10 protein-coding genes, 1 tRNA gene and 1 pseudogene are annotated in these 10985 nt (G+C 56.7%); 3 read left to right on the forward strand and 9 right to left on the reverse strand.

Annotation, left to right across the window (positions count from 1 at the left end; all coding sequences use genetic code 11):
• Nucleotides 1-85: 85 nt before the first annotated feature.
• From FKW19_RS09875 to FKW19_RS09900, 6 genes and pseudogenes are all read right to left on the reverse strand, one after another.
• Nucleotides 86-517: pseudogene (locus FKW19_RS09875) on the reverse strand (DNA primase); the annotation flags it as partial.
• A complete protein-coding gene (locus tag FKW19_RS09880; RefSeq protein ID WP_089179455.1) occupies nt 514-945 on the reverse strand; it encodes a hypothetical protein in 432 nt (143 codons plus the stop codon). The gene FKW19_RS09880 and the pseudogene FKW19_RS09875, both read right to left, overlap by 4 nt.
• A gap of 83 nt (nt 946-1028) precedes the next feature.
• Entirely contained in the window at nt 1029-2231 is a 1203-nt protein-coding gene (locus FKW19_RS09885) for a DUF932 domain-containing protein (protein ID WP_089179456.1), read from the reverse strand.
• A gap of 299 nt (nt 2232-2530) precedes the next feature.
• Nucleotides 2531-3406, reverse strand: a complete 876-nt coding sequence (locus FKW19_RS09890; RefSeq protein ID WP_089179457.1) for a hypothetical protein — start codon at nt 3404-3406, stop codon at nt 2531-2533.
• Nucleotides 3407-3703: 297 nt separating this feature from the next.
• The gene (locus tag FKW19_RS09895; RefSeq protein WP_089179458.1) at nt 3704-4549 is read right to left on the reverse strand and encodes a DUF4238 domain-containing protein; all 846 of its coding nucleotides are present in this window, start codon (nt 4547-4549) and stop codon (nt 3704-3706) included.
• Between the two features lie 171 nt (nt 4550-4720).
• Nucleotides 4721-5464: a DUF2971 domain-containing protein gene (locus tag FKW19_RS09900; protein WP_089179459.1), complete on the reverse strand. Its 744-nt coding sequence runs from the start codon at nt 5462-5464 to the stop codon at nt 4721-4723.
• A gap of 318 nt (nt 5465-5782) precedes the next feature.
• On the opposite strand from FKW19_RS09900, the gene FKW19_RS09905 reads away from it, so the two are divergent.
• Nucleotides 5783-6505 carry a hypothetical protein gene (locus FKW19_RS09905; RefSeq protein WP_089179460.1) on the forward strand — a complete coding sequence of 241 codons (723 nt, stop codon included), beginning with the start codon at nt 5783-5785 and terminating at the stop codon, nt 6503-6505.
• Between the two features lie 120 nt (nt 6506-6625).
• Here FKW19_RS09905 and FKW19_RS09910 read toward each other — a convergent pair whose 3' ends face one another.
• Nucleotides 6626-8683: a ParB/RepB/Spo0J family partition protein gene (locus tag FKW19_RS09910; protein ID WP_089179461.1), complete on the reverse strand. Its 2058-nt coding sequence runs from the start codon at nt 8681-8683 to the stop codon at nt 6626-6628.
• Nucleotides 8684-8887: 204 nt separating this feature from the next.
• On the reverse strand, nt 8888-9052 hold the full coding sequence (locus FKW19_RS15445; RefSeq protein ID WP_162870693.1) for a hypothetical protein: 165 nt from the start codon (nt 9050-9052) through the stop codon (nt 8888-8890).
• Nucleotides 9053-9058: 6 nt separating this feature from the next.
• Between FKW19_RS15445 and FKW19_RS09915 the strand changes: the two genes are divergently transcribed.
• Nucleotides 9059-9235, forward strand: coding sequence for a hypothetical protein (locus FKW19_RS09915; RefSeq protein ID WP_193561130.1), 177 nt, complete (start codon nt 9059-9061; stop codon nt 9233-9235).
• 49 nt (nt 9236-9284) lie between these two features.
• Nucleotides 9285-10943, forward strand: a complete 1659-nt coding sequence (locus FKW19_RS09920) for a recombinase family protein (protein WP_116100339.1) — start codon at nt 9285-9287, stop codon at nt 10941-10943.
• Here FKW19_RS09920 and FKW19_RS09925 read toward each other — a convergent pair.
• Nucleotides 10900-10976, reverse strand: a tRNA-Met gene (locus tag FKW19_RS09925). The two genes, FKW19_RS09920 and FKW19_RS09925, sit on opposite strands and share 44 nt — an antisense overlap.
• Nucleotides 10977-10985: the final 9 nt, after the last annotated feature.

Consider the following 10985-nt stretch of genomic DNA (forward strand, 5'->3'; position numbering starts at 1 on the left):
GCACGCTTTTATGCACAACAGAAATCACATGCATTAGCCGCTTAAATCAGATAAAAAACGTCTCCACAAAACCCGGGGCAATTCAATACGTTTCTACGGGCGTGCCCGTGATCGACCCGGACATGGCCCAGAGCCGACGCGCGGCTTCCGACGAATTGGCGGAGCCACGGTCACGGACCGGACGATCCTGTGACGACGATGCCGGGTCGGGACGTGGCAGGCTGAGGAACGCACGCGCCTCATCGGCCACGTCGCGGAAATCCACCAGACCGAGGCTTTCGCGGATCACGTCGAGCAGATCGCCATGCTCGGCGGACTGCGCATCCATCCACTTACCGGCCCTGCCATTGGCGGTGTCATGCAGCCGGACAAACAGCGACCGGCCGGGCGTGTTGTGCACATCTCCGACCAGCCAGTAATTGCCGTGACGGCGACCGGCGGACAGATACCGACGGCACACCGCCTCTGCGTTCTCCGCCAGACGGCGGGCGAGATCACCTGCATCATGTCCGGTCATCGGCCCTGCCCTCCTGTGTCGGGATCGCCTCCATCCAGGGCGATTGCCAGCCAGCGATCGGTCGTCATCCATGAAATCGTCCTGCTCCTGCCAAGGTCAAGCAGATGCGCGCCGCCGCTGAAGGCGCCGATCCGGGGACGGGATGCCGTATTGGCCCACTGGAATCCCCATCGGCCCCGCAACCGGAAGGTCCGCGCGCAGCGCAGCACGAATTCCACGACCTGCTGCGGATCACCGGTCACGTCATCGCGCATCCAGAGCCTGGTGCCACCATATTCCGGTTCTACGGAAAGCCGGAACCCGTCAGAGGGCGGATCTTCCGCCGCCAGTTCATCCATGAACGCGTTGTAGAGATCGAGCGCCTTTGCGGCATTGTCCACCGTGCCCACGTCGAGAACGCAGGAAAAATGCGTGAAAAAATCAGCCATCGAAATGACTCCCGAAACGAAAAAGCCCGGCGCAGGGGCCGGGCTCGTAAAAACGTATTGGCGGAAAAGCGTGCAGTCGTTTTTCAGGACGCACGCTCCATCAGCCTGCAGGCCTTCTCTTCCAGATCCAGCCGCGTGTCCTGATTGGCCTTCGTCCGCGCCAGTGCGGTAATGCCCTGCACGAAATCAAACACGCTCTCGGGCTTGCGGCCTTCCTCGTGCAGCACGGTTTCGATGATCTTCGCGGTTTCCGGTTTCGAGAACCCACGACGACGCAGGAACGTTTCACGATCGTCATCGTTCTTCGCCACCAGCGCCCGGCGCGAGGCCTGAATGCCCGAAACGAATGACGCCGGGCTGGCCGTGGCGAAATTTCGGAGCGCCGGTGTCGCCTGATGCACGAAACGGGATGCTGCAAACTTGCTATGCCGGATCGTGATCTGTTCGAAATTCTCTACGCCCCAGAGCATCCTGTTCTGGCACACGCCGCGCAGGTAGAAGGACGCAATGCCGAGACTTTTACTGCCGACTTCCGAATTCCACGCGTAGAAACCCCGGAAATAGAGATCGGGGTCACCATTGGGCAGGCGTCCGGCTTCAATGGGATGCGTATCGTCCACAAGGAACAGGAAGACATCCCTGTCTGACGCATACAGCGTCGTGGTCTCCTTCGTGATGTCCACATAGGGATTATGGGTCATGGTCGCCCAGTCGATCACGCCCGGCACCTTCCAGTTGGTATCGCCTGTGCCGTCGCCGGCGATTTTGCGCACCGCGCCCACCAGTTCGTGGTCCCAGATGCGGCCATAATCGGGACCAGTTACAGCGCGCAGCTCGACACGCCCGTCTTCCGTCTCCAGCGTTTTGACCAGTTCGGCGCGGTGCGATAGCAGGCCGTGCTGCAGGTTGATCGCCGCGAGTGGCGCTGGAAGATTGCGCAGGTAGGACGACGGCGCGCCGACAAGGCTGCACATCTGGCCGAACGACCAGTGAGTCGGTGCAATCGGCTCATTCTGTCCCGGCACGGTCAGGGTCAGACGTTCGGCATTGTCGCGGCTGGCCTCGACGCGAATAGCACGGCTTTCCACCGTGCGGGCCGTGGCCCGGTCCGCACGCGCCAAGGTCGCGGCATGCAGGTCGGACAGCGACAGATAGCGTTCATCGTCGGGTCGCGAGAACCATTCGGACGATACTCGGGCATTGCGCTCGCCACGCGAAGGATCGATCTTAAAGCCACCGGACGCAGCGCCACGGGACGCAGGGGGCAGTATGGTGGTCGTGGTCATGAAAAACTCTCCTCTAATGCCGATTATTCGGCACCAAAGGCGAAGCCGCCCTCTTCCTCTGATCGCCACTTCCCACGCGGGATCCCATCCAACCCCAGAAATACCCAGCCCCTCATCCCGGAACACGGCGTTCCCGTCACCTACCCGAAATCACGACAGCAATGGGGGGGGGGAAAAGCGGAAAGTCTGATGTCAGGAACGGTGAGCAGAGGAATGTCATTTTTTACTGAAGGGGTTGACGCCAAGTGCTCGAAAACGTTGTTTTACCTCGCTATTAATATTTCTATTTACTCTAAGCCTTACCACAGAGCTGGCCTAGTTGGATTCTGCGGGTCTGCTTCGATCTGCAAAGCAAGATCACGACTTGAAACGCGGCGGAGTGCCTCACCAGCTACGAACTGCGCGCGCATTGCCATTACCATCAGTTCCGAACGCGTCATCCCGTGCGAGGAGTAACGAGTACCAACATAGTCCGGAAATTTAGCGACGGCATCACGCAATCTATCATCGTGCATGGTCGAGACCTCACCAATCAATGCGTTTGCTAACTTGTGCAGATGATGCGAGAGCTTTTTATATTGCGGCTCGGTCCAACCACGCACTGCGAGCGCACCTTTGAGCGCTAGCTCGGCAGTAAGACAAATTGTCTGCACTGCTGCATCAGTGTCAACGTTCCCAGATAAGATGCGGGTCGTTGCTGCCAGAGACGAACGAGCATTCGTAAACAATTGGCGTGCATCTCCCCCAACATGCGATAAATCGTCTGTGCCGTAGGCAAAATCCCAAAGATCGGCGACACCATACAAAGCGCGCCACCCTTGTTCGGAATAATGCTGGAAGATTAATTTCAACTCAGTGCGTGATATCTTGATGAAATCGATAGGATTTATAATGAATTTACCAAAACCAAGAGGAATTTCCACCGGATACATTTGGTCGCGAAGCGCCACGCCACCTTCAAACATCACTGGCATAGAGAAATTTCCTGATGGATAAAGATCACGATAGATATCCATCAATGGTTTCCATATCACTTCATCGAATACATTGCATGACAGATTCTGTGCTTTCATCCATTCAATCGCTACATGAAACGGTCGTTGGTGCAGTTTCAAACCCTTTGCAACCAGTTCATCGTCGCAATTACGTACGAATTCCTTGTCGATCTTTTTCATTCTTGATTGCTTTTGATTCCCAGATGAATTTGTCGCCCCACCACGAACCGGTATTGATATCAGCCGGGACTAAGTTTTTCAGGGAGTTAACTGGACCGCGAACGTCTACAAGGGCGGGATGAGCAGAAGGCTCCCCTCGATAAGAAATAGGCATCTGGAGGTTAAAACATGGAGGACAGAAAACCTTCCTTTTTTGGTTAAACTATAAACTGATAATATTGTATATAGAGGGGATAATTTGGAGGATTATTCGGATCCTCCAAATTATGCTTTACTCTACCTGCGCCCCTTCGCGCCTCAGGTCGTTCTACTTGAGGAAGGCGGTAAAGAAGCTGTTACCACCCGGTCCGAAGACATTCTTTCTGTCACTAGTTCAGAGGTAAGAAGAGGTATGACTGCGTCAAGTTGAACCTCTGAGGCCGCGACGATGAAGTGTCTGGCGGTATCTATTGTGAACTGGTTATGGTTGGCGACGTTGACGGGCGCTTGATTGGCATTACCCCAAGCTACCGCAAAACGGTTATCTGGCGATGGTGTTCCAACGAGCATAGCTCTAGGCCCAAGCGCCATAGTGATAAAATTGTGGGGATTTCTGTGCACCGTCCAATCCCTGAACGGCTGTTCGTTTATTAACAAATCTTCCTTAAGTCCCGTAATGATAACGAATCTCCAATTCGCAAACTGCTCGTATTTCGCCTGTAGAGTTTTCCTCATCGTCTCAATGGCCATGCGATGAAGATTTCCGCTATCCACCCCATGTTGCGCCAGAAGCGACATAGCACGATAAGCGTAATATGAGCTTCTAAAGCCCAAAGAAACACACGATCTAATACCTTTTTTGAGAGTTCGGTAAGACGGCTTACGTGTACTTCTACCGTTAGCCGCCTTCAGCAAGTGACCAAGGCTACCTTCATCCCCGGCAAACTCGTTTTCCAAATCATCGTTGCGGCTTCCATCCTCTTGCAATGGAACATAAAGATATTCAACTATTGCGAACGAGGCCTTAGATCCTTGGAAAAATTTTTTTTCCTGCTTAGTGACATCGAACGACCAAATTACTGAACTATTTTTGCGAGTTGTCTGCCAATATTCCAGCAGAGCCCTAGTAACTTGATGATTGTTTTTTTTGACACATTTAGGCATTCATACGCTCACACTGCTATGGTTTCGATAAATAGCGATCAACCAGCATATAGCGACATACCGACCTTAACTCAGAACTGAGAGCATGGTCTAATTCTCTCCGGCATATCTGGGGCAGACGTCTATAAGTGTTGGGACTTCTAGCCTTCGGCTTTGTCAAAGACTGCTGATTTATTCTAGATTAATGACCAATTGAGGAGCGTCATAGAGACGGGATCTTTCTATATCCTTATTATAACCAAGGGACGTTATCGTAACACTAAGCGCGTGTACTATCCGTCGATCTAGGCGCGGGTCAAAGACGACGCTGTCGATCAGATCAGCAGCATTAAAATTGAATGGTACGATGTCACTACCGAGGTATTTTTTGCGTGTATCACAGAACAGGATACGGACTTCATGCTCGTGCCTAAACTCCTCCCTTTTTAACAATAGTGAACGTGCGAACTGAATATTACCTCCTCCGTGAGACAAGTCTGAAAAGCTAAAATTCTTGGCTATGGAGGCGATGTCATTCTGCGCCTTGTATTCAACGCGCCCGATAAAATTTTCTAAAGTAGATATGGTAGCATCTTTGTCGTAAAAACTTCCAAATAGTTTCCCAACGGTAGTCCCCACGCAGACCCCATCCTTATTTGGACTGTAAATCCGCCACATAGCGTCACTTTCCGCAACCGTCGTCCAGCATTGGCCATACCAGCTTTTGCTGATATCGCTGATGTCCACTTCCTGCACACCGCTGAATACTCGGGCACCAAGGAAGAAGTTCTCAAACGGATCGTCCCAAAGCTTCGGCCTGACAAGGACATTTTCGCTTTTTTCGAAGAGATCCAAAACCCGGACCAAAGGAAAAACCCTATAAATCTTCGTATCCATGTCCAAGTCGAACATGTTGTCGGTCATCTTCTGTAGCATTCACGAGTTCCCGGTGGAATTGAACACTTAAGTTTAATGCGGTTTCACGGATAGCGATACATTTAACAGTAACAAGGGAGAGCATAATAATTTGTTCGATCTTTAAGACGAAAATGCGCGTCAGCCGTTCCCTTTCCACCCTTGTCGACCTCGTGTAGCCGCAGTGCTTATGTCTGGTATGCAGCACACTATTCAAACCTCCTCACGTCCGACATGACGCGATAACCGACATTACAATGAAAGACGCGTGACGGAGGTCGTCCCCGCTTCGCAAAGCCAGACTGGCAACTCGCACCTGCATGGTTCATTGTGTATGGGATGAATCCGTTTCGTTCCCCCAACACCGACCTGCCCCTGTCGCATGCCCTCATCCTGAAGGCCGCGCTGCTGACGATCGGCTATATTGAGGAACACGGCCCGATCGGCCTCACGCCCAGCAAGGCACTGAAACGCTATTTTGTCGCGTGGGCCGCCGAGGCATTTGACTGGCCCGGCTATACGGTCGAAGACCTCTATGCCGTCAACAAAGTTCTCAATGAACACGATTTCCCGCCGATGGTGATCCTGCATGAAGTTCTGCTCAGCGCGAAGCTCGCACGGCATTTCAAGGGAACCCTGCGGCTGACCGACCTGGCGAGAAAGCTCCAATCGGAGCCAGCCCGGCTCTGGATGCTGTTGACGACCCATCTCCTCTTTGTCGTTGACCATAGCTCATACACCCGAAGCGATGAACCACTCTTCGGCAACTGGGATATCTTTCTCAACGTCATCAATATCGAAGCCCAGGTTGCCGTCACCGAAGAGCGGCTGTGTTCGGTTCTCTACGGGGACGAGGAAGAGGAAATCCGTCACCGTGATTTCAAGCTGAGCGCCAGTCTGTATGTCCATGTCCTGCGACCGCTGTGCTGGGCAGGACTGCTCAACGAGCACCGAACAGGCACCGGCTTTAGCAAACGGGATTTCTATACCAAAACGCCCTTATGGGCGGCAGCCCTCAAACTCGAGACGGATCGGCACCTGCACCCGGCGACCCGTCACTGACCACCACCGGCCGCCCACCCCGGGTGCGCGTTACAACGCGCGGTGCCCGATACAGTCTCGTCCAATACAAAAGGCGGCTCCCGGAGACCGGAAGCCGCCCATGATATTCATCGACAGATCTCACTCGGCTGCGACCGCATCATGACTATCGGTCATGCGCGCCGCCCCTTCTTCCCTTTCAGTTCGCTCCGGCACGTTCGCCGTCCGCAGAGCCTCGGGCAGCCAGCCGGTGCCCTCAAGCAGCCGTTCGGCCGCCTGCGCCATGTCGTTCTTTTTCAGATGTGCGATACGCTCGGCGGCCTCAGTTCCCCGCGCCTCGCGTACGGCTTCGAGAATACGGGCCTTGGTGACACGACCCAGATAGTTCTCCACCGTCGGCTGCCAGCCCGCTTCGACCAGATCAAGCGTAAGCGCAGTGGCGAGGCGATCGGCTCGTGCCAGCCGTTCCCTGACGCTGCGTGCCAGAGACGGGCCATGGGACGATTCATGCAGCGCGTTGATCCCGAAAGACAGGCAATGCGCCAGCAGGGCCAGACGGCTGGTGTCGTCCAGTCCGTCGATCCATCGCCACAGGGCGTCTTCGTCGTCCGGCAGATCGTGCTTCCAGCCCTCGTTGCGCTGGCGCAGCGCATGAGCCGGCAGGCTGCCCGGCATGTCGGGGGAATGGACCGGAAGGGAAATTTCCCGGACATAGGCCTCAAGGCAGTCCGCGCCCGGCGTCTGCCAGTAGATATCGCGCACCAGTGTATGCAGGAATTCGGTCAGAGCGATGTGGGGATTGCCGGCAAACGCATCCCGCAGCGCCAGCGTCCGCCAGGCCGTCAGTTCGGTCAGCAGACGGTCGGACAACGGTTTCAGCCCGTCGTCCTCTTCGGGTTCGGTATCGAAGGTATCTTCTGTCCCAATTCCTTCGACATCGTCACCCGTGCAGTGATGAACGACCGTGTCATCATATCCCTCGGACTCATCGTGACCATCCTCGGGCTCCACCGGCATATCCTCGGGCAGAACGAAGCCCCGCTCGACCAGCAGCGTGCCGTCGGTATCGAGGCTGACAAAGGCCCCTGCCCGCACCATATCCGCCGGATCGAAGGACACAGGGCGTTCTTCCAACGCCTCAATGGCCTGCTCGATTTCGCCCAGACGGATATCAACGTCTTCGGGGAATTCATCGGCCTGCGCGTATTCCGCCTCAATCGTTTCCTGCTCGCTGTGCAGCGCGGTCAGGCGGGCGGCTTCTTCGTTCGAAAGCGCAACAGGCGTCCCGTCAATCTCCGCGAAGTCCCGTGTATGCCCCCAGGGGAAGGACAGCGCCGTTTCGACCCATTTCCAGCCTTCGGCGCGGACCTGTTCGGCCGCCTCCTGCAATTTTTCCATCACCAACTGGTCGAGCAGGGTCGGATCCTGCAGCCAGCCGCCATCGTCTGCCTCGAACAGGTCACGCATGACGGGGCCACCAGCGGCAAGATAGGCGTCCAACCCGACGAAGCGCACCCGGCGATCCGACGCCCGCACGGTCTTCTCCGTCAGCATACGGCGGATGACGTACGGTTCGCGATTGTGGCTCTGGGAGACGATCTCCCAGACCTGCTCCTGACGGGTGTGATCATCGCTGATCGAGAAGGCCATGAGCTGGTCGAGCTTCATGCCATCCTGCTCGTAGAGCTCAAGCAGTTTGTCGGACACAGTCATCAGGCGCAGACGCTGTTTGACCACGGTGGGCACGACGAAGAACGCGGCGGCGATTTCTTTCTCGGACATGCCTTTTTCCAGCATGTCACGAAAGGCACGAAACTGGTCCAGCGGGTGCAGGGCCACGCGCTGGACGTTTTCGGCCAGGGAATCATCCTCGGCGAGAATGGCCGATCCGGCCTCACGCACGATACAGGGCACAGGGGCGGTCTTCACCAGTTTCTTCTGCGTCACCAGCAGTTCAAGGGCGCGGAACCGGCGACCACCGGCCGGTACCTCATAGACCCCGGTTTCTGCCCCCTCCCCGTTCAGAACAGGACGAACGTTCAGGCTCTGGAGCAGCCCACGACGTTCGATATCGTGGGCGAGTTCCTCGATCGACAGGCCGGCCTTCACACGCCGCACGTTGGACTGCGACAGCACCAGCTTGTTGAAGGGAATATCACGGGACGCATTGAGGGCGATTTTCTGGATGGCGCTCGCCATGGCAGGACACTCCGTAACGGACGGGCGGAAGCCTCTCTCCCACCCCTGAATCCGTCACGAAAATCCCACATCCCTCTTCCTCTCTCCCGGCCCCCCCCCAGGCGCCAGATCACATCCACGGAATGGCACGGACACGGCTTTACGGAAGCCATATCTGCGCCAGTCGATCTGCGAGTCGACACGCACCACGACAAATTACGACTATTATAGTCGCACCATCACCATCTTGTGATAGTGCCGACCACGATAGCCGCGCGTGTTCGCGACTATCCCGAAGCCCTCTTCCTGCGATCCATCCCCCTGTTTCCACGTATTTTTCTGTTCACGCCTATCCCGCCCGACCTCCACAGTGCTGTCAGAACCACTCACAGGTCCATGCAGAAAGGACGGGAAGATGGCACGCCAACGCGATACGATAGCGGGCAAGGTGCGGCTCGTTCTCGACGCCCCGGACGCCAACGTGACACCATTACGCAGTGGAGCCGACCCTCGGCTGGTCAGTCTGGTCCGGCTTCTGGCCCGTCAGGCCGCACGGGATTTCGTCAACGCTGAAGTGGAGGCCGCGAGGCGACGCGATCTCCAGGATTAGGGAGATGGGATTGTGAAAGTCGCGCTCTACGCCCGCTACTCATCCGACAACCAGCGCGATGCGTCGATCGAGGATCAGTTGCGCCTCTGCCGACTTCATGCGGAGAAACAGGGCTGGACGATCGTCGACAGCTACACCGATCGGGCGATCTCCGGCGCTTCCCTTCTTCGCCCCGGCATACAGGAACTGATCCAGGACGCTACGCGCGGCCGCTTCACGATCATCGTGGCCGAAGCCATGGACCGGCTGTCGCGCGACCAGGAAGATATCGCCGGTCTGTTCAAACGGATGACATTCGCCGGCGTGCGGATCATCACCCTCTCCGAGGGCGACGTCACCCATCTGCATATCGGCCTCAAGGGCACCATGAATGCCCTGTTCCTCAAAGACCTCGCCGAGAAGGTGCGCCGTGGCCTGCGCGGCCGCGTCGAGGACGGCAAGTCCGGCGGCGGCAACTCTTATGGCTATGACGTTGTTCGCCAGTTTGACGCGAAGGGCGAGCGCATCCGGGGCGACCGGACCATCAACGAGGAAGAGGCCCGCACGGTCAGACGGATCTTCACCGATTACACGCGGGGCAAGTCGTCGCGCACCATCGCCATGGAACTGAACCGCGACGGTGTTCCGGGTCCGCAGGGACGTGAATGGGGACCGTCCACCATTCACGGCAATCGGGAACGTGGTACCGGCATCCTGAATAATGAAATGTATGTCGGGCGTCTGGTCTGGAACCGGCTGCGCTATCTGAAAGATCCCGATAGCGGCAAGCGCGTCTCCCGTCTCAATCCTGAATCCGAATGGGTCATCCAGGAGGTGCCGGAGCTGCGGATCGTCGAGCAGGATCTATGGGATACCGTAAAGGCCCGCCAGGCCGAGACGACCTTCAGCCAGCCGGAACGGGGAAATGAAGCCCTCAGTGAGCGGCGGCGTCCTCGCCACCTCTTTGCCGGGCTGATCCGCTGCGCTTGCTGTGGCGGTGGTTACAGCATGATCTCAAAAGATCTGCTCGGCTGCTCGACGGCCCGCAACAAGGGCACCTGTGACAACCGTCTGAATATTCGTCGCGATGCCCTCGAAGCATCAGTGCTGAGCGGGCTGCGGACGCACCTGATGGAACCGGACCTGTTCAAGGAGTTTTGCAATGAGTTCACCCGCGAGGTGAACCGACTGCGCATGGAACTTGGGGCCGATCTCGCAGCAATGCGGAATGAGTTGCCTCGCATTGATCGCGAACTGGACAAGGCAATCCAGGCCATCCTCGACGGCGTTCCAGGTGCGAAGCTCAAGGATAAGATCGGCGCGCTCGAAGCTCGCAAGATCGAACTCACAGAACGTCTGGCCAACGCGGAGGAGCCGCCTCCCCTGCTACATCCGAACATGGCGGAGATTTATCAGCAACGGATCGCGTCTCTTTATGAGAGCCTTCAGGCCGAAGAGACAAAGAGCGAGGCGGCCGAGCGCCTGCGCACGCTCGTCTCTCAGATCACGCTCCAGCCGACCGACGGCGAACTGGCGATCATCCTGCGCGGCGACCTGGCGGCGATCCTGCAGTTCGCGGCGCATAAGAAAAACGCCACGGTCCATCCGGACAGTGGCGTTCTCGATGCGTTCGTATCGCAAGTATCGTTGGTTGCGGGGATAGGATTTGAACCTATGACCTTCAGGTTATGAGCCTGACGAGCTACCGGGCTGCTCCACCCCGCGGTTGTAATT

The sequence above is a fragment of the Acetobacter sp. DmW_125128 genome (assembly GCF_008704325.1).
Classification (GTDB): Bacteria; Pseudomonadota; Alphaproteobacteria; order Acetobacterales; family Acetobacteraceae; genus Acetobacter; species Acetobacter oryzifermentans.

Bases quoted from the DNA above. Each gene is read 5' to 3' on its own strand.
- FKW19_RS09880 (WP_089179455.1), bottom strand. From the start codon at position 945: ATGGCTGATTTTTTCACGCATTTTTCCTGCGTTCTCGACGTGGGCACG.
- FKW19_RS09885 (WP_089179456.1), bottom strand. From the start codon at position 2,231: ATGACCACGACCACCATACTGCCCCCTGCGTCCCGTGGCGCTGCGTCC.
- FKW19_RS09890 (WP_089179457.1), bottom strand. From the start codon at position 3,406: ATGAAAAAGATCGACAAGGAATTCGTACGTAATTGCGACGATGAACTG.
- FKW19_RS09895 (WP_089179458.1), bottom strand. From the start codon at position 4,549: ATGCCTAAATGTGTCAAAAAAAACAATCATCAAGTTACTAGGGCTCTG.
- FKW19_RS09900 (WP_089179459.1), bottom strand. From the start codon at position 5,464: ATGCTACAGAAGATGACCGACAACATGTTCGACTTGGACATGGATACG.
- FKW19_RS09905 (WP_089179460.1), top strand. From the start codon at position 5,783: ATGAATCCGTTTCGTTCCCCCAACACCGACCTGCCCCTGTCGCATGCC.
- FKW19_RS09910 (WP_089179461.1), bottom strand. From the start codon at position 8,683: ATGGCGAGCGCCATCCAGAAAATCGCCCTCAATGCGTCCCGTGATATT.
- FKW19_RS09915 (WP_193561130.1), top strand. From the start codon at position 9,059: ATGCAGAAAGGACGGGAAGATGGCACGCCAACGCGATACGATAGCGGG.